Source organism: Streptomyces sp. NPDC002088, from assembly GCF_040296605.1.
Taxonomy (GTDB): Bacteria; Actinomycetota; Actinomycetes; order Streptomycetales; family Streptomycetaceae; genus Streptomyces.
In genome coordinates, this window is record NZ_JBEOXO010000006.1 from 341,495 (window position 1) to 368,395 (window position 26,901).

At 69.8% G+C, this 26,901-nt stretch carries 21 protein-coding genes and 1 pseudogene; 17 read left to right on the top strand and 5 right to left on the bottom strand.

Annotated features, from left to right (window positions below):
* Positions 1 to 94: 94 nt before the first annotated feature.
* From glnII to ABT114_RS15970, 4 genes are all read left to right on the top strand, one after another.
* Positions 95 to 1,123, top strand: a complete 1,029-nt coding sequence (gene glnII, locus ABT114_RS15955) for a glutamine synthetase (protein ID WP_351142814.1) — start codon at positions 95 to 97, stop codon at positions 1,121 to 1,123.
* A 415-nt stretch (positions 1,124 to 1,538) separates the two neighbouring features.
* Positions 1,539 to 2,129 carry a winged helix-turn-helix domain-containing protein gene (locus ABT114_RS15960; RefSeq protein WP_351142816.1) on the top strand — a complete coding sequence of 197 codons (591 nt, stop codon included), beginning with the start codon at positions 1,539 to 1,541 and terminating at the stop codon, positions 2,127 to 2,129.
* A 69-nt stretch (positions 2,130 to 2,198) separates the two neighbouring features.
* Positions 2,199 to 3,191, top strand: a complete 993-nt coding sequence (locus ABT114_RS15965) for an NAD-dependent epimerase/dehydratase family protein (protein ID WP_351142818.1) — start codon at positions 2,199 to 2,201, stop codon at positions 3,189 to 3,191.
* 226 nt (positions 3,192 to 3,417) lie between these two features.
* Positions 3,418 to 4,950, top strand: a complete 1,533-nt coding sequence (locus ABT114_RS15970; protein WP_351142820.1) for a DUF1996 domain-containing protein — start codon at positions 3,418 to 3,420, stop codon at positions 4,948 to 4,950.
* 84 nt (positions 4,951 to 5,034) lie between these two features.
* Here the strand turns inward: ABT114_RS15970 and ABT114_RS15975 are convergent, their stop codons facing one another.
* Positions 5,035 to 5,442: a hypothetical protein gene (locus tag ABT114_RS15975; protein ID WP_351142821.1), complete on the bottom strand. Its 408-nt coding sequence runs from the start codon at positions 5,440 to 5,442 to the stop codon at positions 5,035 to 5,037.
* Between the two features lie 151 nt (positions 5,443 to 5,593).
* Between ABT114_RS15975 and ABT114_RS15980 the strand changes: the two genes are divergently transcribed.
* The 5 genes from ABT114_RS15980 to ABT114_RS16000 all read left to right on the top strand — a co-directional run bounded on the left by ABT114_RS15980 (position 5,594) and on the right by ABT114_RS16000 (position 10,876).
* The gene (locus tag ABT114_RS15980) at positions 5,594 to 6,103 is read left to right on the top strand and encodes a tetratricopeptide repeat protein (protein ID WP_351142823.1); all 510 of its coding nucleotides are present in this window, start codon (positions 5,594 to 5,596) and stop codon (positions 6,101 to 6,103) included.
* An 89-nt stretch (positions 6,104 to 6,192) separates the two neighbouring features.
* On the top strand, positions 6,193 to 8,106 hold the full coding sequence (locus ABT114_RS15985) for a hypothetical protein (RefSeq protein ID WP_351142825.1): 1,914 nt from the start codon (positions 6,193 to 6,195) through the stop codon (positions 8,104 to 8,106).
* Positions 8,107 to 8,175: 69 nt separating this feature from the next.
* Positions 8,176 to 9,081 (top strand): metal-dependent hydrolase, encoded by a 906-nt coding sequence (locus tag ABT114_RS15990; protein WP_351142827.1) that lies wholly within the window; start codon positions 8,176 to 8,178, stop codon positions 9,079 to 9,081.
* Positions 9,081 to 10,130, top strand: coding sequence for a PDR/VanB family oxidoreductase (locus ABT114_RS15995; protein ID WP_351142829.1), 1,050 nt, complete (start codon positions 9,081 to 9,083; stop codon positions 10,128 to 10,130). The genes ABT114_RS15990 and ABT114_RS15995 overlap by 1 nt, the downstream gene beginning before the upstream one ends.
* 56 nt (positions 10,131 to 10,186) lie before the next feature.
* Positions 10,187 to 10,876: a TetR/AcrR family transcriptional regulator gene (locus ABT114_RS16000; RefSeq protein ID WP_351142831.1), complete on the top strand. Its 690-nt coding sequence runs from the start codon at positions 10,187 to 10,189 to the stop codon at positions 10,874 to 10,876.
* 9 nt (positions 10,877 to 10,885) lie between these two features.
* On the opposite strand, the gene ABT114_RS16005 is transcribed toward ABT114_RS16000, so the two are convergent.
* From ABT114_RS16005 to pulA, 3 genes are all read right to left on the bottom strand, one after another.
* Positions 10,886 to 11,242 (bottom strand): 5-carboxymethyl-2-hydroxymuconate Delta-isomerase, encoded by a 357-nt coding sequence (locus ABT114_RS16005; RefSeq protein WP_351142833.1) that lies wholly within the window; start codon positions 11,240 to 11,242, stop codon positions 10,886 to 10,888.
* A 27-nt stretch (positions 11,243 to 11,269) separates the two neighbouring features.
* Entirely contained in the window at positions 11,270 to 12,892 is a 1,623-nt protein-coding gene (locus ABT114_RS16010; protein WP_351142835.1) for a SpoIIE family protein phosphatase, read from the bottom strand.
* A 77-nt stretch (positions 12,893 to 12,969) separates the two neighbouring features.
* Positions 12,970 to 18,393 carry a pullulanase-type alpha-1,6-glucosidase gene (pulA, locus tag ABT114_RS16015; protein ID WP_351142837.1) on the bottom strand — a complete coding sequence of 1,808 codons (5,424 nt, stop codon included), beginning with the start codon at positions 18,391 to 18,393 and terminating at the stop codon, positions 12,970 to 12,972.
* Between the two features lie 273 nt (positions 18,394 to 18,666).
* Here pulA and ABT114_RS16020 point away from each other — a divergent pair.
* Positions 18,667 to 18,870, top strand: a pseudogene (locus ABT114_RS16020) (hypothetical protein); the annotation flags it as partial.
* 150 nt (positions 18,871 to 19,020) lie between these two features.
* Here ABT114_RS16020 and ABT114_RS16025 read toward each other — a convergent pair.
* Positions 19,021 to 20,403 (bottom strand): alpha-amylase, encoded by a 1,383-nt coding sequence (locus ABT114_RS16025; RefSeq protein ID WP_351142839.1) that lies wholly within the window; start codon positions 20,401 to 20,403, stop codon positions 19,021 to 19,023.
* Between the two features lie 403 nt (positions 20,404 to 20,806).
* Between ABT114_RS16025 and ABT114_RS16030 the strand changes: the two genes are divergently transcribed.
* The 7 genes from ABT114_RS16030 to ABT114_RS16060 all read left to right on the top strand — a co-directional run bounded on the left by ABT114_RS16030 (position 20,807) and on the right by ABT114_RS16060 (position 26,897).
* Positions 20,807 to 21,112, top strand: a complete 306-nt coding sequence (locus ABT114_RS16030; RefSeq protein WP_351142841.1) for a hypothetical protein — start codon at positions 20,807 to 20,809, stop codon at positions 21,110 to 21,112.
* A complete protein-coding gene (locus ABT114_RS16035) occupies positions 21,109 to 21,363 on the top strand; it encodes a hypothetical protein (protein ID WP_351142843.1) in 255 nt (84 codons plus the stop codon). The genes ABT114_RS16030 and ABT114_RS16035 overlap by 4 nt, the downstream gene beginning before the upstream one ends.
* 21 nt (positions 21,364 to 21,384) lie before the next feature.
* A complete protein-coding gene (locus ABT114_RS16040; protein WP_351142845.1) occupies positions 21,385 to 21,603 on the top strand; it encodes a S26 family signal peptidase in 219 nt (72 codons plus the stop codon).
* 168 nt (positions 21,604 to 21,771) lie between these two features.
* On the top strand, positions 21,772 to 23,061 hold the full coding sequence (locus tag ABT114_RS16045) for an extracellular solute-binding protein (RefSeq protein ID WP_351142847.1): 1,290 nt from the start codon (positions 21,772 to 21,774) through the stop codon (positions 23,059 to 23,061).
* A 198-nt stretch (positions 23,062 to 23,259) separates the two neighbouring features.
* The gene (locus ABT114_RS16050) at positions 23,260 to 24,258 is read left to right on the top strand and encodes a carbohydrate ABC transporter permease (protein WP_351142849.1); all 999 of its coding nucleotides are present in this window, start codon (positions 23,260 to 23,262) and stop codon (positions 24,256 to 24,258) included.
* A gap of 12 nt (positions 24,259 to 24,270) precedes the next feature.
* Positions 24,271 to 25,179, top strand: a complete 909-nt coding sequence (locus tag ABT114_RS16055) for a sugar ABC transporter permease (protein ID WP_351142851.1) — start codon at positions 24,271 to 24,273, stop codon at positions 25,177 to 25,179.
* Positions 25,180 to 25,247: 68 nt separating this feature from the next.
* Positions 25,248 to 26,897: a glycoside hydrolase family 13 protein gene (locus ABT114_RS16060; protein ID WP_351142853.1), complete on the top strand. Its 1,650-nt coding sequence runs from the start codon at positions 25,248 to 25,250 to the stop codon at positions 26,895 to 26,897.
* Positions 26,898 to 26,901: the final 4 nt, after the last annotated feature.

Consider the following 26,901-nt stretch of genomic DNA (forward strand, 5'->3'; position numbering starts at 1 on the left):
ACAGGCTGCGGGGCATCAGGTGCGGCGCCCCAGTGCCGCAGCGCCGCAGCACCCGCAAGTGCGTCTAACGACCCACCCCCGAAGGAAGTGGCCCGTGACCTTCAAGGCTGAGTACATCTGGATCGACGGCACCCAGCCGACGGCGAAGCTCCGTTCCAAGACGAAGATCCTGGCGGACGACGCCAAGGGTGCCGAGCTGCCGATCTGGGGCTTCGACGGGTCCTCCACGAACCAGGCCGAGGGCCACGCCTCCGACCGCGTGCTCAAGCCGGTCTTCACCTGCCCCGACCCGATCCGCGGCGGCGACGACGTCCTCGTCCTGTGCGAGGTCCTCAACATCGACATGACGCCGCACGAGTCCAACACGCGTGCCGCGCTGACCGAGGTCGCGGAGAAGTTCGCCGCCCAGGAGTCGATCTTCGGCATCGAGCAGGAGTACACCTTCTTCGACGGCGCCCGTCCGCTGGGCTTCCCCGAGGGCGGCTTCCCGGCCCCCCAGGGCGGCTACTACTGCGGTGTCGGCGCCGACGAGATCTTCGGCCGCGAGATCGTCGAGGCCCACCTGGACAACTGCCTGAAGGCGGGTCTGGCGATCTCCGGCATCAACGCCGAGGTCATGCCCGGCCAGTGGGAGTTCCAGGTCGGCCCGGTCTCCCCGCTGGAGGTCTCCGACCACCTGTGGATCGCCCGCTGGCTGCTCTACCGCACCGCCGAGGACTTCGGCATCTCCGCGACCCTCGACCCCAAGCCGGTCAAGGGCGACTGGAACGGCGCCGGCGCGCACACCAACTTCTCCACGAAGGCGATGCGCGAGGGTTACGACGCGATCATCACCGCGTGCGAGGCGCTCGGCGAGGGCTCCAAGCCGCTCGACCACGTCAAGAACTACGGCGCCGGCATCGACGACCGTCTGACCGGCCTGCACGAGACCGCCCCGTGGAACGAGTACTCGTACGGCGTCTCCAACCGTGGCGCCTCGGTCCGTATCCCGTGGCAGGTCGAGAAGGACGGCAAGGGCTACATCGAGGACCGCCGTCCGAACGCCAACGTCGACCCCTACCTGGTGACGCGTCTGATCGTCGACACCTGCTGCACCGCGCTGGAGAAGGCCGGCCAGGTCTGATCCCCCGATCGTCCCGGAAGGGGCGCCCGCCGTCATGGCGGGCGCCCCTTCCGTGTTTCCCGCGCTTCCGTGGAGACGGCCAAGGCGGTCGGCTGACGTCAACTCCTCGCCAAGGAAGCGTCCAAGCAGTGAGAGAAGGCTCCTGCTACAGGCGTGTGTCTGCTTCAATAGGCCCATGGCCAGCTTCCAGAAGTACACCGCGACGGGTCGCCATGACCTCGAGCCCTTCTGGCCTTCCCGTCAGCACCACGACTTCGACCGGGTGTGTTGTCGCGCGATGGACGCGCGGGCCCTCTAAAGCCGTACACCCCGGCCTTCGGCCAGCGCGCACGACGTACGTCCTCGACGAGCCCGACCACGAATCGCGGCCGTCGTCCTTCCCGACGAACTCCTCGCGCGAAAGAGCTGACCTCTCATGGCGACCACTCGTTCTCTCTCCTCCGCCCCCACCCTCACCGCTCCCGCCCCGAACGGCTCCGCCCGCCACCGGCTGCGGGCCGTCGACCGGGACGAGGTGGTGGACGTCGCGGAATTCCTGCCGCCGGGTGCCACCTGGCTGCCCGCCCCGCAGCACACCCTGCCCACCCTGCCGGGCCAGCCGCCGATGATCGGCTACCTGGTGCTCGTCCCGGCCGACCAGCAGCCGCCGTTCCTGCCGGTGGCGGTGCCCGACCAGCCGGAGGCCGAGCAGTCGGCCGCCCCGGCCGCGGGCGAGCCGCTGGTGCGCATCGACACCGTGCAGCGCACCGCTGAGGTGAACGGGCGCGAACTCGACCTCACGTACCTGGAGTTCGAGCTGCTCGCACACCTGGTCGCGCACCCCAACCGGGTACACACCCGCGACCAGCTGGTCACCACGGTGTGGGGCTACGGCCACGTGGGCGACGGCCGTACCGTCGACGTCCACATCGCCCGGCTGCGCCGCAAGCTGGGCGTGGAGCACCGCAACGCGATCCAGACGGTCCGCCGCGTCGGCTACAAGTACTCCCCGCCGCTCGCGCACTGAGCATCTGCGTTCTCTGCCGACGGCAGATCATGGTTCCCTCCCGCGGCTCCATCGGGCACAGTCACCGGCATGAGACTTCTGGTGCTGGGTGGTACGGAGTTCGCGGGACGGGCCGTGGCCGAGGCGGCGCTCGGGCGCGGCTGGGACGTGACGGTGTTCAACCGGGGGCGGCACGCGGCCGTCCCCGGCGCCCGGTCCCTGCTCGGCGACCGCACCGCGCCCGACGGGCTCGCCGCCCTGACGGAGGGCGAGTGGGACGCCGTCGTCGACACCTGGTCGGCGGCGCCCCGCGCGGTGCGGGACACGGCACGGCTGCTGCGGGGCCGCGCACGGCGGTACGTCTACGTGTCGAGCCGCTCGGTGTACGCCTGGGCACCGCCCGCCGGGTACACCGAGAACGCGCCGCTGGTCGAGGGCGCCTCGGCCGACGCGGAGCAGACCGACTACGCGCGCGACAAGCGGGGCGGTGAGCTGGCGGCCGTGGCGGAGTTCGGGGCGGAGCATTCGGTGCTCGTGCGGGCCGGGCTGATCCTCGGGCCGTACGAGAACGTCGGGCGGCTGCCCTGGTGGCTGAACCGGATCGCGCGTGGCGGGCCCGTCCTCGCGCCGGGGCCGCGGGATCTGCCCCTGCAGTACGTCGACGTCCGCGACCTCGCCGAGTGGGTCCTCGGGGCGGTGGAGCGGGAGTTGAGCGGGCCGTACAACCTGACGAGCCAGCAGGGGCACGCCACGATGGGCGAGTTCCTCGACGCGTGCGTAGGGGTCACCGGCGCGGCGGCCGAGCTGCGGTGGACCGAACCGGAGGTCATCCTCGACGCGGGCATCGAGCCATGGACCGAACTGCCCGTGTGGGTGCCGCCGGGCACCGACCTGCACGACGCCCTGCACGCGGCCGACGTCTCCCGGGCGGTGGCGACGGGGCTGTCCTGCCGTCCCGTCGACGAGACCGTCGCCGACACCTGGAGCTGGCTCCGGTCGATCGGCGGCACCGCGCCCCAGCGTCCGGACCGCACCCGCAAGGGCCTGGACCCGGAGGTGGAGGCGAAGGTGCTCTCGAGATAGCCGCGGCCGTCGAGTCCGGCCCCGAGCCGGCACAGGGACCGCCGACCCACCGCATTCCACTGCAACTACAGGGAATGTTAGGGAGTTGGGGGCGAATTGTTCCTCGAACCTCTCATCAATTTCTGAGACGTTTGAACACCCGTGGGACCAACACCGTATGGATGGGAGCCGCTTCACTCCTGTCGGGCGCCTCGATGCTGCCCCGCAAGGAAGTCAGAGGAGTTCCATGGGACGCAACACACGTAAACGCCGTTCGTCGATGGCCAGCAAGGCCATAGCCGCATCGGCGGCCCTAGCGCTCGGTGGGGGCGGGCTGATCTGGGCGAACTTCTACGCTTCGGCGCACGAGTCGAACAACTCGGCGCAGAACCAGACCAAGGCCGCCACCGCGGCCGCGCAGGTCGCGACCATCTCCTGCCCGGACGTGGGGCAGAAGCTGACGAACGTGCCCAACGCGGCGCGCTCGGGTGTCGACAAGGAGCTGGCGAACCTCGACAAGCAGATCACCGAGGCCTACGCCCGTCTCGCCTCCACCCGCCAGGCCCAGGCGAACGACGCGAGCTTCGTCCAGAACGCGATCGTCGGCCCCCTCAAGGAGAAGCGGGCCGCGACGATCGACCGGATCAGGATCGACATCAAGCGCGTCGGCGGCCAGGCGACCGACCTGAGTTCGCTCGCGGCCTGCACCACGCAGGCGGCCAACGCGAACACCAACGCCGGCCAGGCGGGCAACGGCCAGCAGAACGACCAGAACAACAATCAGAACAACAACAACCAGGACAACGGAGGCCAGCAGAACAACAACGGCGGCCAGCAGCAGGCCGGCAACGGCGGCCAGGCCGGCAACGGCCCGAACGCGGCCGACTTCGTCGACATCACGAAGGTCCAGGCGAACGTCAAGGCGAAGCCGCAGAAGACCGGCAACGCCTCGACCGGTACGTTCACCACGAAGTGCGGCGTGAACGCCAACGGCAGCCACAACACCGACAACGTGATCGTGGCGCCCGGCGTGACCAACGGCGCGCACCACCTGCACGACTACGTCGGCAACCAGACGAACGACGCCTTCGCCAACAACAACACGTTCGCGACGGGCGAGTCCACCTGCCAGAACCAGCAGGACAAGTCGCTGTACTACTGGCCGGTGCTGCGTGTGCAGGACGGCACACAGGACTTCGACCAGAACAACGACGGCGGTGGCAAGGAAGGCAACGTCGGCAAGATCCTGGTCGCCAAGCAGGCCCAGATCAAGTTCGTCGGCAGCCCGACGAGCAAGGTCGTGGCGATGCCGCAGTTCCTGCGCATCATCACCGGTGACGCCAAGACCACCACCAACGGCCTGGCCAACGCCAACGCGCACTGGAGCTGCACCGGCTTCGAGAACAAGGTGCAGCTCACGGAGCAGTACCCGATCTGCCCGCAGGGCAGCAACGTGGTCCGTACGTTCGCCTTCCAGAGCTGCTGGGACGGCCAGAACATCGACAGCGCCAACCACCGCACGCACGTCGCCTTCGCCGACGCCAACGGCAACTGCGCCAACGGCTTCAAGGCGATCCCGCAGCTGACGATGCGCCTGGTGTACAGCGTGCCGCAGCCGGTCATCCAGAACGGTGTGGTGAAGAACGCCTACGCGGTGGACGGCTTCCCGGAGCAGCTCCACAAGCCGGCCACCGACCACGACGACTTCATCAACGTCATGTCGGCGAACCTGAACAACAAGGTGGCCAACTGCATCAACAGGGGCCAGAAGTGCCAGTGACGACACGGCGCTAGCCCGACGGGAAACCGGCGGTGGGAGAACCCACCGCCGGTTTTCGTGTGTCGTAGACGCTTGTAAATGCTCTCAGTGGCCGGAGTGCGAGGCCCCGTGGTCGGTGCCCTGCTCGATGTCCCCGCCGAGCGTGGTGCGCAGGGCCGACACCGTGCTGTCCTCGCCCACGGCCACCCATTTGCGGCCGACCAGGTAGTGACCGCCGTAGTCCTTGGCCGAGTTGATCCAATCGCGCTGGCCGCGGTCGGTGGCGAAGGTCGCGAGGATGAACTTGCCGTCGGAGTTCTTGCACACGGCCTGGCGGATCTCGTCGGCGTCCGTCTGCATGTCCGGCGTGCACTTCACCTCGGCGGCCAGGTGCTCCAGGCTGCCGGTCGCCGTCGCCGGCACCGCGTTCGCGCCTCCGTCGGAGACGCAGCCCGCCAGCGCCAGCACCGCCACGGCGCCGGCCGCCGCGAGCATCGGTCGAGTCACCATCATCTGTCCTCCCTGCAAGAGCCTCGTCCTGGATACGGCTCCGGTGCGCGGCGCACTCAAACGGTGCTCAAGGTGCTCCGAGCTCAAGGTGCTCCGAGTTCAAGATGCTCCAAATCGAGTGTCACTGTAGGCACACTCGTGCGAAGGTGTGCCGGTGAACCAGGACTGGGAAGATCGCGTGGCCGCCGCCTGGGCCACCATCGACGACTACACCGAGGCCACCGCGGCGGACTTCCGGGCAGTGATCGACGCGCTGGTCGCCGAACTGCCGGACGGCAGCCCGCTCGGCCCGTTCGAACAGGCATCCGCATGGGACTCGACCGGCCACTCGGACAAGGCGGTTCCGCTGTACCAGGAGGCGCTGGCGCTCGGGCTCAGCGAGGTCAGCGGCTACAAGGGCCGCCGCGCCAAGATCCAGCTGTCCAGCTCGCTGCGGAACACCGGCCGGGCGGAGGAGGGCGTCAAGCTGCTGACACCCGAACTCGACGGCCGGTCGGACGAGTTGGACGACGCGGTACGCGCCTGTCTCGCGCTGTGCCTGTCCAGCCTCGGGCGGGACCGCGAGGGACTCTCCCTCGTACTGGGCGCCCTTGCTCCCCACCTGCCGCGCTACCAGCGGTCGATGGCGAACTACGCGCGGGCGCTCGTCGAACCGGAGAACTGACTCGGCGGCCGACCCGGTGGAAGACCCGGCGGACGACTCGCCCGGGTGTGTGACGGTGACCATCCACGAATTCGCTCGTTCTGCTGAACGTGCAGTCACAGCATGTCGCCCCGCGCCCCACTCCTTCCGCCACCGACGTCGACATCGAGCAGGCCGAGGCCGCGCTCGTCGAGCACTACCCACGGCTCGTCCGGCTCGCCTACCTGGTGCTGCCGCCGGCTCTCGGCCGGGGCCGACGCGTCCTGACAGCGCACGCCCTCACCCAGCGTGCGCTGCCCAAAAAACGCGCGTCGGCGCCCGCCATCCCGGCCCAGTCGACGGGCCGGGACGGTGACCCGGGCTACGCATTTGTCCGCCTCCAGATCGTGCGTACGGCGCTGGAGGCCGGCCTGCCGCTGCGGCGCCGGGCCTGGCCGAAGCTTTCCCAGCTGCCGCCGCTGCTGCCCCAGGTATGGGGCCTGCGCCTGTTCCCGCGCTCGGGCGGCGCCGACGAACTCGCCCTGGACCAGCAGCTGTCGGCCCTGTCCGGACCAGCCCGCGCCGCCTATGTGCTGCGCGGCCTGGAGAAGCTCCCCGACGGCGATGTGCGCGAGGTGCTCTCGGCGGCGGACGTGGCCGACCCGGAGGCCGCGCTGCGCGAGGCCGACGCCGCGCCCGCGCAGTACGCGCTGCTCGACTCCCCCGAGTTCGATCCCTGCTCGCTGCAGGCCCGGCCCACCGATCTGAGGCGGCGCCGGCAGCGCTCCCGGGCCGCGCTGGCCGCGGCCGCCGCCCTCGCGGTGTGCGGCGCCCTGGTGGCCCTGCCGGGCGACGGCTGGGGTCCCGACGGCGCCGCCGCGCCGGCGTACGCGCAGAACCCGGCGGCCGAGGCCGCCCTCAACCCCGGCAAGCTGCTCCGGGTCGCGCCCCTGGCGTGGCAGTCGTCCGCGCGCACCGACTTCTCCGTGTGGCCCGCGCGCGGCGGCCTCACCCGCGACACCGCCCTGCTGCGCCGCGCGCTCGCGGTCTGGGCCCGCCCCGGCAGGACCGTCCACGTCTCCGCCACCCCCGGCACCCCGTCCGGCGGCCCGGCCGGCCCGCCCCAGCTGCTGTACGCGGGAAGCGTCGACAGCGCGCGCGTGGTGATCCTCTACGACGGTCTGCGTATCGCGCGTTACGCCGAACCGAAGGCCGGCACGCGAGGCGTCGCCCTCGACTTCGCTCGCGTCGACGGCGCGACGGCCGCCGACGCGAGCGCGTTGGTCCTCGACCGGGCCGACGGCAACGTGCGCTATCTGACCGCCCCCTGGGTGAAGCAGGCGTCCGAGCGGGACCTGATGAAGCCCGGCGCCGGGGCGATGCCCCTCGACGTCACCGGCGGGATCACCGCGCCGCTGGCCAGCCCGGTCACGCAGACCGGCCTCTGCACCTCGTGGAACGTGCTGCAACTGACCGACGGATCCGGGAAGCACGTGCTGACGGACCTCGGCGAGCTGGTGCCGGCCAGGCTGACCGAGGGCAGGCCGACCAAGCCCCATGAGGTGTCCGGGGCCAAGGCGCTGCGCACCTGGGCGCCGTTCGCCTGCTCGCTGAGCGACGCGCGCACCCAGGGCGTGCGGTCGGTGAACGCCTGGAAGTACGCCGAGCAGCAGCTGCCGGACGCGAACGGCACGGGCACCTGGGTGTGCACGCGGGCCGAGACCTGGCGGGGCGGCGGGCCACGGGTGCTGGCCCAGTTCAACACGCCGGGCGGGGCGTACGGCGCGGCCGTGGCGAAGGCGGAGAACGTGTCGGCGTGCGGTGCGCGCGATCCGCAGGTCCTGGCGGGCGTGCTGTGGAAGTCGGAGGCCGGCACCTGGTACCTGCTGGCCGCGGCCGGCTGGGGCACCGAGTCGATCAGTACGACGGGCGGGGTCCGGGCGACCTCGCAGAGCAGGATGCTGGCGGTACCCGCGAAGAAGGGGGCGCAGGCCGACCTCGAGGGGACGCTGGACGACGGCACGAAGATCACCGGCCTGCGCTGAAAGAAGCCACGGCGAAAGAAGTGCGCCGCGAGGGTTCCACCCGGGTCTACCCGTCAGTACATTGACGCCATGTCTAACAAGCAGGCCCGGGTGCCCCGTCCGGTCGAGGGCGAGCGAATACCGCTCAAGGCGCGCAAGGTGTCCTTCTCCTGGGAGGGCACCCCACTGCACTGGGTGCCGGGGGACCCGTTCACCACGCACACCATCAACGTGCTGCATCTGCTGCTGCCCGCCGGTGAGCGGTGGTTCGTGCACGTCTACAAGCAGGTGCTGCCCTACATCCGGGACGAGCGGCTGCGCGAGGACGTCGTCGGGTTCATCGGGCAGGAGGCGATGCACTCCCAGGCTCACGACGAGGTGCTGCCGCACCTGAAGGAGCTGGGGCTCGACCCGACGCCGTACACCGCGCAGGTCGACTGGTTCTTCGAGAAGCTGCTCGGCGACCGGACCCTGCCGCCGGGCAAGGCGCGCACGTGGTGGCTGATGGAGCGCGTCGCGATCATCGCGGCCATCGAGCACTACACGGCTTTCCTCGGCAACTGGGTGCTGAACGCCGAGGAGCTGGACCGGCGCGGCGCCGACCCGACCATGCTGGACCTGCTGCGCTGGCACGGCGCCGAGGAGGTCGAGCACCGGTCCGTCGCCTTCGAGCTGTTCCTGCACGTCGACGGCAGCTACCGGCGGCGCGCCCGAACCTGGGCGACCGCCTTCACGGCGCTGGTGTTCCTCTGGCAGCGCGGGGTCCGCTTCTTCATGGAGAACGACCCGACGCTCATGGACGGCAGGGCCACCTTCAAGGACTTGTACGCGCGCGGCCGCCAGGGCGTACTGCCCGCGACCGGCGAGATACTCAAGTCCGTCCCGCGCTATCTGAGCCGCGACTACCACCCCTCTCAGGAAGGCAACACCGCGCAGGCCGTCGCCTACCTGGCCTCCTCCCCCGCGGCACTGGCGGCGGACAAGGGTGCCGCGTGATGCCGAAGCTGCGGACCGTCGTGGTCGTCGCGGGCGCGGCGCTGCTCGCCAGGCGGGCGATGCGCCGCCGGATCCAGGCCTCGCCGCTGTGGCCGTTGCCCGCCCTGGAGCGGCCGATCTCCGGGCAGCCGCGGTCGCGGGCACTGCGACTGTCGGTGGCCTCGCACGAGACGGTCGCCGACGGCGTCGTACAACTGCGCCTGGAAGGACGGCACTTGCCGCGCTGGGAGCCCGGCGCACACCTCGATCTGGTGCTGCCGTCGGGGCTCGTGCGGCAGTACTCGCTGTGCGGCGACCCGGCGGACACCTCGTCGTACACCGTGGCGGCGCGGCTGGTCGAGGGCGGGCGGGGCGGCTCGCGCGAGGTGCACGAGCAGGTGCGGGAGGGGACGGAGCTCGAGGTGCGGGGGCCGCGCAACCGGTTCCCGCTGGTCGAGGCGGAGTCGTACGTCTTCGTCGTCGGCGGGATCGGGATCACCCCCGTCCTGCCGATGCTGCGGGCGCTCCCGCCGGGTGTGGAGTGGCGGTTGCTGTACGGCGGCCGTACGCGGGCCTCGATGCCGTTCCTGGAGGAGGTCGAGAAGCTGGGCGGGGACCGTGTCACCGTCGTCGCCGAGGACGAGGACGGACGGCCCGATCTCGACGCGCTGTTCGCGGACCTGCCGGAGGGCGCCGCCGTCTACTGCTGCGGGCCGGAAGGGCTGATGGAGGCGGTCTCCGCGCGCCTGCCGGCCGGGGTGACGCTCCACCTGGAGCGGTTCACGCCGCGCGGCTCCGCCGGGGGCGACGGCCCCTTCGAGGTCGAACTCCGCCGTAGCGGACGGACGTTGACGGTGCCGGCCGACTCCAGCCTGCTGACCGCCGTGCGCGCCGAGCTGCCGGACACCGCGTACTCGTGCGAGCAGGGCTTCTGCGGGACCTGCCAACAGCGGGTGCTGGAGGGTGAGATCGACCACCGGGACGAGCTGCTGACGGACGCGGAGCGCGCCGAATCGATGCTGATCTGTGTGTCGCGGGCGAGAAGTGAGCGTCTTGTGTTGGATTTGTGAACGCCTGGGACAGGACAGGTCCGTTCGGTTCCGCTTCCGATCGGTAAGGTATTCGCATGACTACCGGGGTCCGCCGCAGAATGGGAGTCGACGAGCGTCGGCAGCAGTTGATCGGCGTCGCCCTCGAACTGTTCAGCCGCCGCTCGCCCGACGAGGTCTCCATCGACGAGATAGCGTCGGCGGCGGGCATCTCGCGGCCGCTCGTCTACCACTACTTCCCCGGCAAACTCAGCCTCTACGAAGCCGCGTTGAAGCGTGCCTCGGAGGATCTGGCGGGCCGGTTCGCGGAACCGCACGAGGGCCCGCTGGGGGCGCGGCTGCTGCGGGTGATGCGCCGGTACTTCGACTTCGTGGACGAGCACGGCCCCGGATTCTCGGCCCTCATGCGCGGCGGCCCCGCCGTAGGCTCCTCGACGACCAACGCGCTCATCGACTCCGTACGGCAGGCCGCCTACGAGCAGATCCTCGCGCATCTGGGGATCACGGACCCGCCGGCGCGGCTGGAGTTGGTGATCCGCTCCTGGATCTCGCTCGCCGAGTCGACCGCGCTGATCTGGCTGGACGGCCGGCGCATCCCGCGCGCCGAGCTGGAGGTCCAGCTCGTGCACGACTTCGCCGCGCTGACGGCCGTGAGCGCGGCGTACGACGACGAGATGCGCGCGCTGCTGCGCCCGATGCTCGAGGACGAGCCGGCCGACGGCCCCTTCAGCGACCTGGCGGCCCGGCTGATCGCCCTGGCGTCCTGAGGAGCTTTCTCAGCTCTCGAACTTCCGGTACGAGGGGTCGAGGTCGCGCACCTCCGCGGAGGCGTGCAGGGCCAGCCCCGCGCCGGGCTTCACGTACTGGCGCAGCAGCTCGAGCGCGGCCTCGGTGAGCCGGGCCTTCGTCTCCTCGGTGCGGCCGGCCAGCAGGCCGATGTGGACATGCACGACGGCGTGCCCCTCGGTGTCCGGGCCGACCACGGTGTCCTCGGTCCGGCGGAACTGCGTCTTGCACGCCGGCGGCTTCGCGGCCGCGATCTCGACCGTGGCGGTGTGCAGCGCCTGCGCGAATCCGGGCCGGTCGAAGTCGTCCGCGAGCCGTTCCGAGTAGTCGACGGTGATCTGCGGCATGGGCACTCCTGTTCTAGGCGACAGGGCTCAGCCTAGTCCCAGCGCCAGCATCGCGATGTCGTCCTCGCGGTCGTGGCCGAAGCAGTCCAGCAGCAGGTCGCACAGGGCGTCGAGGCCGGGCGGGGCGTCGGCCGCGGCCGTGCGCAGATGACGCAGGGAGGTCCCGAGGTCGGTGCCGCGGGTCTCGATGAGGCCGTCGGTGACCATGAGGAGCCGGTCGGCGGGGCGCAGCACCATCTCCGTGGGGTCGGGGCGGTCCAGGCCGAGCCCGAGCAGCGGTCCGGCGACGTCGACGTACTCGGCGCCGCCCGCGCCGCGCAGGACCAGCGGCGGGATGTGGCCCGCGTTGGCGATGCGCAGCCGCCCGCTGTCCGGGGCGACGAGGACCAAACAGACGGTGGCGGTGACGTCCGGATGGTAGTGCTGGAGCATCCGGTCGAGCCGTCCGGCCAGTACGGCGGGGTCGCCGTCCTCGACGCAGTAGGCGCGCAGCGCGTGCCGAATCTCCACCATGACCGTGGCCGCGTCCAGCGAGTGGCCGACGACGTCACCGACCGCGGTCAGCACCCCCGCCCCGGTGCGCAGGGCCGCGTAGAAGTCGCCGCCGATCTCGGTGTCGTGGGACGCGGGCACGTAGCGGACCACCAGGTCGACGCCGGGCAGCTCGGGCAGGCTGTCCGGGCGGGGCAGGAAGCTGTGCTGGAGGGTGAGGGCGACATGGCGCTCCACCTGGTACATGAGCAGCGGTTCGGCGGCGAGCGCGACGGCCTGGGCGAGACGGGCGAGCAGCCCGTCGTGCGCGGGATCCGTGCGGTGGGCGGGGCGCGCGGGCGTGGCGACGCAGACCGGCGAGCGCTGGCCCCGGGTCAGGGTCAGCACGAGCCGGGCGTCGTCCCGCACGCCGGGCCGGAAGAAGCCGGCCGGCCACAGCGGTGCGGGCACGATGACGCTCTGCACCCCGCTGCGCCCGTCCGCGAACCGCGGGAGCAGCCGCGCCACGGCCTCCTCCGCGTCCGCGCCCGGCAGCCCGAGGACACCCAGGTCCCGGGACGTCCCCCGGTACAGCTCTCCGTCCGGTCCGGCGACGAACACCACGGCCGGGGTGCCGGTCAGCCGGGCCGCGCCCTCGGCGGCCGCACCGGCCAGCTCCTCGGGGCAGCGCGCGGCCTGCACGGTGACGATCGCCTCGGACAGCAGCGTCAGCCGGTGGACCAGCGTCTCGGCGCCCGTGCCCCGGCTCGCCCCGCGCAGCGCGGCCCGTACGACCGCCTGGATCTCCTGCGGGTCTGCGGGCACCGTCAGATAGGCCTCCCCGCCCGCGTCCAGTCCCCGGCACCGGTCGCCGGGCGCCACGGAGGCGGCGGAGAAGTGCACGACGGGCAGCGCGGCCATGGGCGGCCGGGCCTTGACCCGGCGGCACAGTTCGAAGCCGCTCATGTCCGGCAGGCCCACGTCCACCAGCGCCACGTCGGGCAGGGTGCCCGACCGCAGCCGTACGTCGAGTTCGACGAGCGCCTCTCTCCCACTGGCCACCGGCACCACCCGGTGGCCCGCCCGGCGCAGTACCGCGCCCATGGCGTAGCGGCTGGCCGCCACGTCGTCGACGACCAGTACGGTCGTGTCCGTCTGCTGCTTGCCGTAGCCGTTCATGTTCCAACGCCCCTCAAGGGCATGTGCCGGTGGGGGCGGGCCCGCGCCGGGCCCGCCCCCACCACGCTAGTGCGCCGTCAGGCGGTACGGGAGAACACCGCGACGGTACGCCCCGGAATGGCGAACGTGCCCGATTCCCGCTCGTAGGACGCGGACTTGACGGTAGGGTCCGCGCCCGACGCCTGCACCGGGTGGAGCCGGTAACCCGCCCCGGCGAGCGCGCCGACGGTCTGCCGCTGGGTCGTCGGCGTCGCGTTGAACACGACGACCAGGTCACCCAGCTCCATGGTGATCACACCGGGCGTCTCGTCCTTCCCGGACAGCGGGAAGGAGAGCTTCGACTGCACCTGCTCGGTGCTGCCGAGGGAGAACGCCTGCTCGGTCGTACGGATCTTCAGCAGGTCCTGGTACGCGGCCGAGGCGCCGGTGATCTGTGCGCAGCCCACACTGACGGAGCTCAACAGGGGCTTGGCGTACGGCCACTTGGAAGCGTTGTCGGCCGCGATCGGCAGCCCGCTCCCGAAGCCGTTGCCGTCGGCGCAGTTCCAGTGGATGGCGTTGAACCAGTCGCCGCTGTCGTAGGAGTTGCGGTCCAGGGACTTGGAGCGCAGCAGGTCCGAGCCGGCCTGGGACAGGGCCGGGCCCTGGGAGAGGGCGGCCGTGGCCATCGCGAGGACCTGCATCCGGGCCCGGTCGGACGCGGAGGTGTCCTTGGGCAGCTTGTAGGTCAGGGCGTCGAACAGCGACTCGTTGTCGTGCGCGTCCACGTAGGCGAGGGCGTCGCCGGGGGCGTCCGCGTAGCCGGCGGGCGCGCCGTTGTAGTCGACCTCGGCGCCGGTGACGTCCTTGCCGTCGGTGTCGGTGAAACGGTACTTGGCGAGGTTGCCGGTCAGGCCGACCTTGATCAGGTCCTGGTAGTGCAGAAGGCGGGCCTTCTGCTCGGCTTCCGTCCCGTTGCTCGTGGAGGAGTTGGGGTCGGTGTACAGCCCGGACGCGAAGCCCTGGACGCCGGGGTCGGAGTCGAAGGGGCCGCCGCCGCGCACCGCGTCACGGGCACGGTCGGAGAAGGTCGCGATACCCGTGCCGGCCATGTTCTTCTGCGTGGCCTGCACGAAGCGGGCGTCGTCGGCGACCTCGCCGAAGTTCCAGCCCTCGCCGTAGAGGATGATCTTCTTGCCGTCCACGCCGTCCTTCGCCAGGGTCAGCGCGTCCAGCGCCTTGCGTACGGCGAGGATGTTGGCCTTCGGGTGGTGGCCCATGAGGTCGAAGCGGAAGCCGTCGACCTTGTACTCCTTGGCCCAGGTGACGACGGAGTCGACGACCAGCTTGCCCATCATGGCGTTCTCGGTCGCGGTGTTGGCACAGCAGGTGCTGTTGGCGACCGATCCGTCGGCGAGGAGCCGCTGGTAGTAGCCCGGCACGACCTTGTCGAGCACGGAGGTGTCCGCCTGGCCACTGGCCGCGGTGTGGTTGTAGACCACGTCCATCACGACCCGCAGGCCGTCCTCGTTCAGCGCCTTGACCATCTTGCGGAACTCGACCGTACGGGCGGTGCCGTCCGGGTCGGTGGCGTACGAGCCCTCGGGGACCGTGTAGTGGTACGGGTCGTAGCCCCAGTTGTAGGCGTCCTTCGCGGCGATCGCCGCGACGCACTCCTGCTGCTTCTCGGAGTCGGCCGCGTACGAGGCGAGGTCGCAGTCGGTGGTCGCCTGGTCGGACGTCTTCTCGGGGATGGTGGCGATGTCGAAGGCCGGCAGCAGGTGCACGTACGACGTGCCCGACTTGGCCAGCTCGCGCAGGTGCTTGGAGCCGTCGCTGTCCTTGTCGGTGAAGGCGAGGTAGGTGCCGGGGTTCGTGGCCGTCTTGTCCGCGACGGAGAAGTCGCGGACGTGCAGCTCCTGGATCTGCGCGTCCTTCAGCGCTACGGCCTTGGGCTTGGTCAGGGTCGACCAGCCGCCGGGCGCGAGGGACTTGTCGTCGAGGTCGACGACGAGGCTGCGCTCGGAGTTCGCGGTGAGGGCGACGGAGTAGGGGTCGGTGACCTTGTTGGTGACGATCTCCCGGACGCTGGGCGCCCAGACCTTCACGACGTAGCGGTAGGGCTTGTTCTTCCAGGACGCGGGCCCGGTGACCGACCACACGCCGGTGGTGTCGTTCCGCTTCATGGCGACGGTGGTGCCGTCGAGGTCGAGGCTCACCGACCGGGCCGTCGGTGCCCAGACGGACAGCGTCGGCTTCCCGTCGTGGAAGACGGGGCCGAGCTGTGCCTTCGTCGCGTCGTACAGGTCATCGAGCACGCCCGCGATCTGGACGCCCGTCGCGGACAGCACCGCGCCGTTCGCGGCCCGCTGGGAGGCGACGAGCTGGCCGCGCAGGGCCTCCCGCACCCGGTCGCGGTCGCGCGGGTCGACGGACCAGGCGCTGTAGTCCTTCAGGTGCGGGAACTTCGCCTTCTGGGCGTCGGTGAGCGTGGTCTTCGTCAGCCGCAGCCAGCGCTCGTCGTCGCTGGTGAGGGCGCCGTCCTGGACGGCGATCGAGCCGTCGCGCGAGTAGAGCAGCTGGGTGGAGGCGGCCGCGTCGGAGCCGTTGAAGGCGACGGTGTTCCGGTCGATCCAGACCGCCTTGGAAGTGGTCAGGTCGAGGGCGGCCGCGGAGCCCGCGGGCTGCGGCAGCAGGTACTTCTCCTGACCGTTCAACAGCCACACCTCGTGGCCGTTGGCGGTGAGGTCCAGGGACTGGTCGGTGGCGAGGTCCTTCTCGTCGCCGTTGTGGATGATGTAGCTGAGGCTGGTGGCACCCTCGGTGAGCGGTACCTCGAAGACCGCGCCATAGGCATCAGTCTTCACCGGCTTCAGGGGGCTCGACCAGTCGGTGGGGTTCGCGGCACCCGTCCAGACGTGCAGTCCCCAGCCGTCGTAGTTCCCGTCGGCGCGGTGGTAGTGGAGAACGGCCTTGGTCTTGTCCTGGGCGGGGTAGTCGGCGGTCGGCTTCTCGGTGAGGACGGTCTCCTTGCCCTGCTCGATCCAGATCTCACCCGTCTGGGTGACGTCGATCGTGCGGTCGGCGGAGACGTCCTTGTTGCCGTCCTTGTCGATGACGAGGAAGCCGACGTTGGACGCGCCGGGCTTCAGCTTGACGTAGGCGAAGGCTCCGTAGGCGTCGCGGCCGGTGAAGGGGTGGCTGGCGGGCCAGTTCGTGGCCTCGCCGTCGGCGAGGTCGCCCCAGGCGTACAGGCCCCAGTCGGCGTAGTCGCCGTCGGTGCGCTTGTAGTGCACGATCGCGTAGTCGCGGGAGGAGGCGGTAGGTGTCTCCTCGGCAGGAGGGGTACCGGTGGCGGAGGCCGCGGTGGCGCTCGCCGTGCGGCCGGCCGAGTCGATGACGACGGCCTTGTAGCGCAGGGCGGTGCCGGCCGGTACGTCCTTGCCGATGGTCTGGGTGACCTTGTACGGGGCGTGGTCGGCGGAGCCGAGGGTCTGCCACTTTCCGTCGCCGGTCTGGGCGGCGAACACGACGCGGTTGAGCCGGCCTCCGTCGACGTCGGCGGTGAGCTCGACCGTGCCGGTGGCGCCCGCGTCCGGGGCCTTGAGGGTGATCGTCGGCTTGGACGTCGGCTCGGCGAGCTGTCCGGCCGCCTTGAGGACGATCGCCGAGCCGGCCGGGACGGTGACGGTGATCTTCTTGTCGGCGTCGGAGCGGACGGTGGCGTCGGTGCCGTAGATGCCGCGGAAGGTCATGTCGGCGGAGCCGGTGGCGAAGGTCGCCGTCTTCGCCTCGTCGGCGTTGTTGAAGGCGACGACGTACTCGGTCGTGTCCTTGCCGGTTCCGGTGCCGGTTCCGGTTCGGGAGAAGGCGTAGATACCGGCGCCGTCGGCCGCGTAGCGCTGTTCCTGGACTCCGTCGGTGAGGGCCGGGTTGGCCTTGCGGAGCTTGGCGAGAGCAGTGATCTGCTGGTAGAGCGGTGCGCTCGTGTCGTAGGCGGCGGTGGCGTGGGTGCGGTCGGTGCCGAGTTCGTCGTCGTCGAGGTAGTCGGCGACCTGGGAGGCGAACATCGTCTGGCGGGCGTCCTTGTCGCCGCCGGAGCCGGTGAAGCCCTGCTCGTCGCCGTAGTAGACGACCGGGTTGCCGCGGCTGAGGAACATCAGCTCGTTGGCGAGCTTGTCCTTCCGCACGAGCTGGGCATCGGTGGCGTTCGGGTTGTCCTGCTTCAGGAAGTACCCGATGCGGCCCATGTCGTGGTTGCCGAGGAAGGTGACCTGCTCGTACGCGTTGGCCTTGTCGGTCGTGTACTTGTAGTCGTCGCCGAAGACGGACGCCAGCTTCTGGGCGCTGCCGCCCTGGGAGGCGTAGGAGCGGGCCGCGTCCTGGAAGGGGAAGTCGAGCGTGGCGTCGAGGCGGCCCTGGGTGACGTACGGGGACGTGATCGAGGTGTCGGCGGAGTAGACCTCGCCGAACATGAAGAAGTCGTCGCGGCCCTGCTTGGCCGCGTACGCGTCGAGGGCCGTGGCCCACTGGGTCCAGAACTCCGTGTTCACGTGCTTCACGGTGTCGACCCGGAAGCCGTCGACGTCGAAGTCCCTGACCCAGCGCTGGTAGATCTTCTCCATGCCCTCGACTACCTCGGGACGCTCGGTCCACAGGTCGTCCAGGCCGGAGAAGTCGCCGTAGGTGGTCGACTCGCCGGCGTACGTCGAGTCGCCCCGGTTGCTGTACATCGTCGGGTCGTTGAGCCAGGACGGGACCTTGGTGTTCGTCTTCGCCGCGGAGACCGTCGGGGTGCGCGGGAAGGAGTCGGCGTCGACGGCGGGGAACTCCGTCTTCCCGTCGGCGTAGTCGGCGTCGTCGAAGGGCTCGCCGTCCTTGGTCAGGTACGGGAAGGCGCCCTTGGAGAGGTAGTCGTAGGACTTCTCCTCGTAGTCGACGACGTCGGCCGTGTGGTTGGTGATGACGTCGAAGAAGACCTTCATGCCCTTGGCGTGCGCCTTGGAGATGAGGGACTCGAGGTCCTTGTTGCTGCCGAAGTGCGGGTCGACCTGGGTGAAGTCGGTGATCCAGTAACCGTGGTAACCGGCGGAGGCGTCGCTGCCGGTGCCCTGCACGGGCTGGTTCTTGAAGATCGGGGCCATCCAGATGGCGGTGGTGCCGAGGCCCTTGATGTAGTCGAGCCGGTTGGTCAGGCCCTTGAGGTCGCCACCCTGGTAGAAGCCCTTGTCGGTGGGGTCGTAGCCGGTACTGAGCCGTGAACCGGTCAGTCCGCCCTGGTCGTTGGACGTGTCCCCGTTGGCGAAACGGTCCGGCATGACGAAGTAGAACTGCTCACGGGTGTCGTCGTGCCGGGCGGGCGCCGCGGCGAGCTTCGCGTCGGAGGGGGGCGCGGGCGGGGCGTCCGCGTGCGCGGCGAGCGGCTGGACCAGGGCTGCGGCGAGCGCGGCCACGGTGACGGCCGCGATCCGTCTGGCATGCGCGGTGCGGCGCGTCCGGGGCGCCGGCCATCTCGGTATCACAGGCGTGAACTCCTAGCGATTACGGCTCAGTTGGGACAGGCCCCTGCGCCACGGCCACGAGCGTCGTCGGCTGTGTCTCCGGGCGCCGGGCGCGACCGTATCGCCAACGAAAGCTTTACAGCAAGAGGCTTGCAACTCACAGCAAGAACTTTCACTCGCTCCCTTGACGTGCCCTTCTCAACTCCCCCACGTTCACCCCTTGTTGAACCCAGAACCTCCTTCCCGAACCCCATCTTTCGGAGCCGCACATGAGCAGCAGGCCCCACCCGCGAGCAGGAGGAAGTCCTGACCGGGTGGGATCATTCGGCTCGGCCTCTGTGGAATCTGGCGCTGGAACAGCGCCAGTACGTCTACAAGCAGCGCGGCGTGACGCTGCGCCCCGGCCCGAGCCCGCCGGACGGGTGGCTCGGTCAACAACAGCACGCGCAGACGCTCTACGGCGTCGAGTCCCGGCGAAGACCGGAGGCGGTTGCGTGAAGCCCGCCTGCTCCCTTCCGGTAGCAGCGGGAATCGTGGCCTTTGACGGCGACGAGAATCGTCAAAAGTTCGTCACGAAGGATCCCCTTCACCCCGAGAAGGCCGCCCGACACACTGCCAATGAGCGTCGGGCGGCTTACCGGAAAGAGTTCAGCAGCTCGACTTGCCGGCGTAGATCGCCAGCGCCGTGTTCGAACTCAAGGTGGCGGTGAACTGCCCACTGGAGTTCACCGTCACCGTCGTGTTGTTCTGCACATTGCAGTACGTGCCCGCCGCCAGCGACGTCTGGTAGGTGCGGCTCAGGGAGCTCGTCTCGTGGTTGATCGCCACGTACCCCTTGCTGCCCCGGCCGAAGGCGATCGCGTCTGCGCCGTTGTCCCACCAGTTCGTCATCGACTCGCCGCGGGTGGCGTTGCGGAAGGCGACCATGGACTTGATCTCCGGCCAGGCGTGCTGGCACTTCCAGCCGTCCTGCCAGCAGGCGGTCACCGAGCCGCCGTTGGGTGGGCCGGCGTCCGCGTCGGACCACTCGTAGCCGGAGTTGATGTCGGGGGCGCCGTAGGGGTAGGCGAGCATGAAGACGTTGGCGAGGGTGTAGTTCGCGCCGTCCTTGTAGTTCAGCGTCGACCCATTGCGCTCGGTGTCGTGGTTGTCGACGAAGACGCCCGCGACAGAGCTGCTCATATAACCCCAGCCCTCGCCGTAGTTCTTCAGATAGGCGAGGTTCTCGCTGTTGAAGACCCGCTTGAGGTCGTAGGCGTAGCGGAACTCCTGGACGTCGCCGTTGCCCGTGTACTCGGTGGGCTGGACGGCCTCTCCGCTGCCGTAGATGACCTCCTGCTTCCAGTACACGGACGTGTTGCTCAGCCGGGACTTGATGTTGGCGAGGTCGGCCGTGTCGATGTGCTTGGCCGCGTCGATGCGGAAGCCGTCGACGCCGAGGGTGAGCAGGTCGTTCATGTAGCCGGCTATCGCGCCGCGGACGTAGTCCTCGCCCGTGTCGAGGTCGGCGAGGCCCACCAGTTCGCAGTGCTGGACGTTCCAGCGGTCGGAGTAGTTGGAGACCTGTGAGGTGCAGTCGTCGAAGTCGTAGGAGGAGTAGAGGCCGGGGTAGTCGTACTTGGTGTACGTCGAGCCGCCGGTGCCGGTGCCGCTGCCTGCCGACATGTGGTTGATGACCGTGTCGACGACGACCTTCACGCCTGCCGCGTGGCAGGTGTTCACCATGTTCTGGAACGCCGTACGGTCGCCGAGGCGGCCCGCGATCTTGTAGCTGACGGGCTGGTACGACGTCCACCACTGCGAGCCCTGTATGTGCTCGGCGGGCGGGGAGACCTGGACGTAGCCGTAGCCCGCGGGGCCGAGGGTGTTGGTGCACTCCTTCGCGACCGAGGCGAAGTTCCACTCGAAGAGGACGGCGGTGACGTCCTTGGTGCCGGGCGGGGACGCCTCGGCGATGCCCGTGGGGAGGGTGAGCGAGAGCGCCATGCCGGCCGCGAGGGCGACCGAGGCGGCAAGAGTCTTCCTGGCCATGTGTACTCCTGCACTTCATCGTGCGGGTGGGGGGATGGGGCAGTGCGCCGGCGTACGAAGACCGGCGGTCGTCCGTCCGGAGACGATTGCGTGATCAACGAACCCGGATGTGTGCGGGAACGTACCCCCGCTGTCGTGTTTCAGCAAGATGCAGAAAGAACTTCCAACAGGTGTCTTGACGCGGCGAGTTCACCCGTCACAGGGTCTTCGACTGTTGCTGGTTCGGCTGCGGCTTCCTGCGTGAATGGGGCGGTGTCGCCGGGGCATGTCTTTGTGTGATGGTCGGTCGTCAGGTCGATCGGATGCGGGGTGCGTGTTCGGTTCGCGGTGGTGCGGGAGGGGTGGCGGGTGTGGGCCCCTTCGGCGACGGCGAGGAGGACGGCGTCGAGCTGTCCGGCGGTCAGTGGCAGCGGGTGGCGCCGGCCCGCGCGCCGCTGCGCGAGGATCCCGATCTGCCGATCCTGGACGAGCCGACCTCGGGACTGGACCCGAGGCCGAGCATGAGGTCCACGAGGCGCTGCGGCGCCACCGCCGGGGCCGGACGAGCCTGCCGATCTCCCACCGGCTCGGCACGGCGCGCGAGGCGGACCTGATCGTGGTGCTGCGGGACGGGGCGGTCGCCGAGTCGGGCGGGCATGCCGAGCTGATCGCGGCGGGCGGACGGTACGCGGGGCTGTTCCGGCGGCAGGCGGCGGGGTACGCGCGGTGATCGCGGTGCTCTGCGCCCTGAGCGGGCTCTCGCTCGTGCTGGTGCTCGCGCTCGCGCTCGGGTGGATCCGCCGCCGCATGGTCGTGATCACCGCGAAGGGAGTGAGCATGCGGCCCACGCCAGGCGCAGGTGACGTCCTGATCGGCCGCCGCCTGCGGACCTCCCGTCTGCGGACCTCCCGTCTGCGCTCCGGCCAGATCGTCGTGCTCCAGGAGCCGAACCCGGGCGCCGACCGGACGACGTGGACGTGACCCGAGCGGCCGGGGCACTTCGTGATCAAGCGCCTGGCGGCCCTGCCCGGCGATCCCGTCCCGGCCGCCGCCCGGGCCTGCCTCGGCAGCGGGGCCGTACCGCCCGGGTCGGTGGTGGTCCTGGGGGACAACCTGCAAGAGAGTGTCGACTCCCGGGAGATCGGTTACGTCCCGCTGGAACGCGTGGTGGGCGTCGCGCTGCGCACGTATCGCCGCAGCCCACTCGACATCCGCCGGTAACGGGAACGTCACGCTTGTGGCTTCTTGCAGAAATTTCCTTGCAACGTCTTTCGCAAGGGCTTGCAGCGCTGTTAGTTTCCTCCCGCGCCCGGCGGCCGTCGAAGGGACAGACGGCACCCGCGGTCCTCCCAAGGGAAGATCCGGGCACCTCTTCTTCTAGGAGTTCATATGCGACGTGGCATATCGATCGCCGCCGCGGTGACCGTCATCGCGCTGTCCGCGACCGCCTGCGGTGGTTCCGACGACACCTCGTCGAGCAAGCCGAAGGACGCCAAGGACATCTCCGGTTCGATCACGTACTGGGACACCTCGGACGCGGCGACCGAAGCTCCGACGTACAAGGCCCTGATCAAGGAGTTCGAGGCCAAGTACCCGAAGATCAAGGTGAACTACGAGGCCATCCCGTTCACCGATGTCGAGCAGAAGTTCAAGTCCGCCGCGAAGAGCGGCAAGGGCGCCCCGGACGTCGTCCGCACCGACGTGGGCCTGATGGCCGAGTACGCCTCCCTCGGTTACATCGCCCCGCTCGACGGCACCACCGCGCTGAAGAACGCCTCGGACTTCAACTCGGGCCCGATGAACACCGCCAAGTACAACGGCAAGACGTACGGCGTCCCGTCGGTCACCGACACCCTGGGTCTGCTCTACAACAAGGAGCTGCTCAAGAAGGCCGGCATCGCGGAGCCGCCCGCCACGTGGGACGAGTTCATCGCCGACTCGAAGACCATCAAGGCGAAGACCGGGGCCTACGGCACCTACCTCAACCCCGACTCCTACTTCCTGCTCCCGCTGCTCTACAGCAACGGCGCGGACATGGCCGACACCTCGTCGAAGAAGATCACCATCAGCGACGACGCCGCCGTCACCGCGCTGACCACGGCGAAGAAGATCAACGACGAGGCGTCGATGAAGGTCGACTTCGCGAACGCCTACCAGAACATGCAGACGGCCTTCAAGGACGGCAAGGTCGCCATGCTGATCCAGGGCCCCTGGTCGGTCAGCGACGACGTGACCGGCAAGGCGTTCAAGGGCAACGAGGACAACCTCGGCTACGCGCCCGTCCCGGCCGGTGAGGGCGGCAAGGCCCAGGCCCCGACCGGCGGCCACAACCTCGCGGTCTACCAGGGCTCGAAGAACCTGGACGCCAGCTACCTCTTCACCGAGTTCATGACGTCCACCGAGAGCCAGGTCACCATCGCGGAGAAGACCGGCACGCTGCCGACCCGCAAGTCGGCGTACACGTCCGAGGTCACCGCGAACGCCAAGATCGCCGGCTTCAAGCCGATCCTGGAGCAGACCGCCCGCCCGCGCGTCGCGCTCCCGCAGGTCGGCTCGCTCTTCACGCCGCTCGCCCAGAACTACGTGAAGATCCTGCAGGGCGACTCGTCGGTCAAGGCCGGCCTGGACGACACCGCCAAGGAGTTCCAGAAGCTCCTGCCCGGCTACTCCATCGGCTGATCTCCCGCCCGTAGCCGCCGGGTCCTGTCGTCGCACGACAGGGCCTCGGTAACCAAGGACACGCAGCCCCGGGGAAGGACTTTCCCCGCTGCCGCCCCGACCGGGGCTCCCCGGGGCTGCGGAACCACCCGGACCCGGCGGTTCCACCAGGAACCGCCGGGCTTCCACCAGACTTCCGCCGCGAAAGAGCCGATGAGGATGACGACCGCAGCGAGCACCGAGAAGACCGGCAAGACAGCGCGAGGCAACAAGGCCTCGCGCCCCCCACGCGTTTCGGCGCTCCGACGGTCCTGGGACAAGTACTGGTACGCCTGGGCCATGGTGGCCCCGGTCGCCATCGTCCTGGCCGTCCTCGTCCTCTATCCCCTCGGATACGGCATCTACCAGTCGCTGACCGACGCCAACGAAGCGAACGTCGCGACCACCATCGGCGCCTTCCACCGCCCGGCCACCTACAAGTTCGTCGGCCTCGACAACTACTGGCACGTCCTGTCCGGCGCCGACAGCGACTTCTACCCGCGCCTGCTCTGGACGGTCATCTGGACCGTGGGCGGCGTGTCGCTGATGGTCGGCCTCGGTATGGCCCTCGCGGTGCTGCTCAACCGCAAGATGCGCCTGCGCGGCTTCTACCGGGCGATGCTGATCCTGCCGTGGGCGGTCCCGTCGTTCATCGGCGTCTTCGCCTGGCGGCTGATGCTCAACTCCCAGTACGGCGTCTTCAACGAGATCATCACCGCGTTCGGCCTGCCCGCGCAGGACTGGCTCGGCACCCCGCTCGCCCAGAAGGTCGCCGTCATCATGGTGAACGTCTGGGTCGGCATCCCCTTCAACATGGTCGCGCTCCTCGGCGGACTCCAGTCCATCCCCAAGGAGCTCTACGAGGCCGCCGAGATGGACGGCGCCTCGCCCTGGCAGCGCTTCGTGAACGTCACCCTGCCCGGCCTGCGTCCCGTGACGAACACGGTGGTCCTGCTCGGCTGCATCTGGACGTTCAACATGTTCAACATCATCTACCTGCTGCTGGGCAACAACACGAGCGGCGACGCCGACATCCTTGTCACCTTCGCCTTCCGCAAGGCCTTCACCGGCGTCTCGGACTACGCGGGCGCGGCGACGTACGGAATCATCATTCTCGCCCTCCTGATGGCCTTCTCGACCTTCTACCGCCGCAGCACCCTGAAGTCCGAGCAGGCGTAAGGAGCCCTCGCCATGACCGCAGCAACCCACGAGACCTCCGCCGCCGCTCCCGCCGCCTCCCGGTCCACCGCCACCGCCCCCCGCAAGGTGCGCGGCCGTGAGGAACGCAGCCTCGGCTCGTCGATCGTCCTGCACGGCACCCTGATCCTGGCCACGGTGATCGCGGCCTTCCCGGTGGTGTGGATCCTCTTCATCTCGCTCGGGCCCAAGGACGCCTGGCAGGATCCGGGCAAGGTGCTCAGCAACCTCAGCCTCCACAACTACAGCGACGTACTGTCCCATTCGGATCTGCCGAAGTGGTTCCTGAACACCGTCATCGTCGCAGGCGGCACCACGGTGCTCGGTGTCTTCCTCGCCTCGACCGCCGGCTACGCGGTGTCGCGGATGAAGTTCCCGGGCGGCAAGCAGCTGATGTGGACGTTCCTGGTCACCCAGATGTTCCCCAGTATCGTGCTGATCGTGCCGCTGTACCTCCTTATGTCCGAGCTGAATCTGCTGGACAACTACCTCGGGCTGATCCTGGCGTACGCGACGACGGCGGTGCCGTTCTGCGCCTGGATGATGAAGGGGTACTTCGACACCATCCCCAAGGAGATCGACGAGGCGGGCCGGGTGGACGGCCTCACCCCGTTCGGCACGTTCTGGCGGCTGATCGTGCCGCTGGCGAAGCCGGGTCTCGCGGTGACCGCGTTCTACAGCTTCCTCACCGCCTGGGGCGAGGTCGCGTACGCCACGCAGTTCATGCAGTCCGACCACTACACGCTCGCGGTCGGTATCCGCACCTTCGCGCAGGACCAGCGGCCCGACTGGGCCTGGACCTCGGCCACGGCGATCATCATCACCATCCCCGCGGCCATCGTCTTCATGCTGGTGCAGCGCAGCCTGGTCTCCGGGCTGACAGCCGGCGGCACGAAGTCCTGACGGCTCTCCCTCACTTCGCAAGCCACGCAAGCGCCTCCGTCGTTCCCCCCGCACCCCTAAGGGAATCCATGACCCAGAACGTCACCGACGCACTCCCCACCGACGCCTCCTCCGCCGCCTCCGGGCGCCGGGAGTGGTGGCGCGACGCGGTCATCTACCAGGTCTATCCGCGCAGTTTCGCCGACGGCAACGGCGACGGCATGGGCGACCTGCCCGGCGTCCGGGCCCGGCTGCCGTACCTCAAGGAGCTCGGCGTCGACGCGGTGTGGCTCTCCCCGTTCTACGCCTCCCCGCAGGCGGACGCCGGCTATGACGTCGCCGACTACCGTGCCGTGGACCCGATGTTCGGCACGCTGACGGACGCCGACGACCTGGTCCGCGACGCGCACCGGCTGGGCCTTCGGGTCATCGTCGACCTGGTGCCCAACCACTGCTCCGACCAGCACGAGTGGTTCAAGCAGGCGCTGCGCGAGGGGCCGGGCTCGCCGCTGCGGGAGCGCTTCCACTTCCGGGTGGGCAAGGGCGCCGACGGCGAACTGCCGCCCAACGACTGGGAGTCCATCTTCGGCGGCCCGGCGTGGACCCGGGTCGAGGACGGCGAGTGGTACCTCCACCTGTTCGCGCCCGAGCAGCCCGACTTCAACTGGGACCACCCGGCGGTGCACGACGAGTTCCGCTCCGTCCTGCGGTTCTGGCTGGACCTGGGCATCGACGGCTTCCGCATCGACGTCGCCCACGGCCTGGTCAAGGCGCCGGGTCTGCCCGACATCGGGCACGACGAGCAGGTCAAGCTGCTGGGCACCGAGGCCGTGCCGTACTTCGACCAGGACGGCGTGCACGAGATCTACCGCAGCTGGCGGCGCGTCCTGGAGGAGTACGCGGGTGAGCGCATCGCCGTCGCGGAGGCGTGGACGCCGACCGTGGAGCGCAGCGCCCTGTATCTGCGCCCGGACGAGCTGCACCAGGCCTTCAACTTCTCCTATCTGACCACGGGTTGGAACGCGGCCGATCTGCGTGATGTCATCGACCGCTCGCTCAGCGCCATGAACGCCGTGCACGCGCCCGCCACCTGGGTGCTCTCCAACCATGACGTGGTCCGGCACTCCACGCGTCTCGCGGAAGGGGACGAGGCGCGTGGTCTGCGCCGGGCCAAGGCGGCGACCCTGCTGATGCTGGCGCTGCCCGGCTCGGCGTACCTCTACCAGGGCGAGGAGCTCGGCCTGCCCGAGGTCGTCGACCTGCCCGACGAGGTCCGCCAGGACCCGGCGTTCTTCCGCAGCGCGGGCCAGGACGGTACCCGTGACGGCTGCCGGGTGCCGCTGCCGTGGTCGGGCGAGCTGCCGCCGTTCGGCTTCGGTCCCGTCGAGGGCGGGCCGAGCTGGCTGCCGCAGCCGGCGGCGTGGAAGAGCCTCACGGTCGAGGCGCAGGAGGGCGACCCCACCTCGACGCTGGAGTTCTACCGCAGCGCGCTGGCCGTGCGCCGCGATCACCCGGCGCTGGGCGCGGGCCGCCAGGTCACCTGGGTGCCGGCCCCGGAGGGTGTGCTGGCGTTCCGCCGCGACACCGAGGACGGCTCCTTCGTCTGCACGGTGAATCTCACGGCGTCCCCGTTGGAGGTGCCGACGCCGGGCACCGTTCTGCTGGCCAGCGCGGACGTCGAGGCGGGCGCCGAAACGACCGCACTGCCCGCAGATTCGACGGTCTGGTGGGCAGCCTGACATG